This window comes from Aquipseudomonas alcaligenes NBRC 14159, from assembly GCF_000467105.1.
GTDB lineage: Bacteria > Pseudomonadota > Gammaproteobacteria > Pseudomonadales > Pseudomonadaceae > Aquipseudomonas > Aquipseudomonas alcaligenes.
Map to the genome: position 1 here is coordinate 1 of NZ_BATI01000091.1, position 2362 is coordinate 2362.

The 2362-nt window shown below is 65.0% G+C and carries 1 protein-coding gene; it reads left to right on the forward strand.

Annotation, left to right across the window (positions count from 1 at the left end; translation table 11 throughout):
* Positions 1-54: 54 nt before the first annotated feature.
* Positions 55-2362: Tn3-like element ISPa38 family transposase (locus PA6_RS22135; protein ID WP_021703188.1), on the forward strand; the 2308-nt coding region annotated here is incomplete at its 3' end.

A 2362-nucleotide genomic window follows, 5' to 3' on the forward strand; every position in this document is an offset into this window, starting at 1 on the left:
GGTTGCCTTGGCGGGCTTGTCACAAACCTACGTTTTCAAGAAGAAGGAAACCGCATGCCCCGCCGTTCGATCCTCTCCGCCGCCGAGCGCGAAAGCCTGCTGGCGTTGCCGGACACCAAGGATGAGTTGATCCGTCACTACACGTTCAGCGAAAGCGACCTCTCCATCATCCGGCAGCGGCGCGGCCCGGCCAATCGGCTGGGCTTCGCGGTGCAGCTCTGCTACCTGCGCTTTCCCGGCGTCATCCTTGGCGCTGATGAGCCACCGTTCCCGCCATTGCTGAGACTGGTCGCCAACCAGCTCAAGGTCGGCATCGAAAGCTGGGACGAGTACGGGCAGCGTGAGCAGACCCGACGCGAGCACCTGGTCGAGCTGCAAACGGTGTTCGGCTTCCAGCCGTTCACGATTGGCCACTACCGGCAGGCTGTCCAGTTGCTGACCGAGCTGGCCATGCAAACCGACAAGGGCATCGTGCTGGCCAGAGCCTTGATCGAGCACCTGCGGCGGCAGTCGGTCATTGTGCCCGCCCTCAACGCCGTCGAGCGGGCGAGCGCCGAAGCGATTACCCGCGCCAACCGGCGTCTCTACGACGCCTTGGCTGAGCCGCTGACGGACGTGCATCGCCGTCGCCTCGACGATCTGCTCAAGCGCCGCGACAACGGCAAGACGACGTGGCTGGCCTGGCTGCGGCAATCCCCGGTCAAACCGAACTCGCGGCACATGCTGGAACACATCGAACGCCTCAAGGCGTGGCAGGCGCTCGACCTGCCCTCCGGCATCGAGCGGCTGGTTCACCAGAACCGGCTGCTCAAGATCGCCCGCGAGGGCGGCCAGATGACGCCCGCCGACCTGGCGAAGTTCGAGCCGCAGCGGCGTTACGCGACCCTGGTGGCGCTCGCCATCGAGGGCATGGCCACCGTCACCGACGAAATCATCGACCTGCATGACCGCATCCTGGGCAAGCTGTTCAATGCCGCCAAGAACAAGCATCAGCAGCAGTTCCAGGCATCCGGCAAGGCGATCAATGCCAAGGTGCGGCTGTTCGGGCGCATCGGCCAGGCGCTGATCGAGGCCAAGCAAGCGGGCCGCGATCCGTTCGCCGCCATCGAGGCCGTCATGTCCTGGGATGCTTTCGCCGAGAGCGTCACCGAAGCGCAGCGGCTCGCGCAACCCGAGGACTTCGATTTCCTGCACCGCATCGGCGAGAGCTACGCCACGCTGCGCCGCTACGCGCCGGAATTTCTCGACGTGCTCAAGTTGCGGGCCGCGCCCGCCGCCAAGGACGTACTCGACGCCATCGAGGTGCTGCGCAGCATGAACAGCGACAACGCCCGCAAGGTGCCCACCGACGCGCCGACCGAGTTCATCAAGCCGCGCTGGCAGAAGCTGGTGATGACCGACACCGGCATCGACCGGCGCTACTACGAACTGTGCGCGCTGTCGGAGCTGAAGAACGCGCTGCGCTCCGGCGACATCTGGGTGCAAGGCTCGCGCCAGTTCAAGGACTTCGAGGACTACCTGGTGCCGCCCGCGAAATTCGCCAGCCTCAAGCAGGCCAGCGAATTGCCGCTGGCCGTGGCCACCGATTGCGACCAGTACCTGCATGACCGGCTGACGCTGCTGGAAACGCAGCTCGCCACCGTCAACCGCATGGCGCTGGCCAACGAGCTGCCGGACGCCATCATCACGGAGTCGGGCCTGAAGATCACGCCGCTCGATGCGGCGGTGCCCGATACCGCACAGGCCCTGATCGACCAGACGGCGATGATCCTACCGCACGTCAAGATCACCGAATTGCTGCTGGAGGTAGACGAATGGACGGGCTTCACCCGGCACTTCGCCCACCTGAAGTCAGGCGACCTGGCCAAGGACAAAAACCTGTTGCTGACCACGATCCTCGCCGACGCGATCAACCTGGGCCTGACCAAGATGGCGGAATCGTGCCCCGGCACGACCTACGCCAAGCTGGCCTGGCTGCAAGCCTGGCACATCCGCGACGAAACCTACGGGGCGGCACTGGCCGAGCTGGTCAACGCGCAGTTCCGACATCCCTTCGCCGAGCATTGGGGCGACGGCACCACGTCATCGTCGGACGCCCAGAACTTCCGCACCGGCAGCAAGGCCGAGAGCACCGGCCACATCAATCCGAAATACGGCAGCAGCCCAGGGCGGACGTTCTACACCCATATCTCCGACCAGTACGCGCCGTTCCACACCAAGGTCGTGAACGTCGGCGTGCGCGACTCGACCTACGTGCTCGACGGCCTGCTGTATCACGAATCCGACCTGCGGATCGAGGAGCACTACACCGACACGGCAGGGTTCACGGACCACGTCTTCGCGTTGATGCACCTGCTGGGCT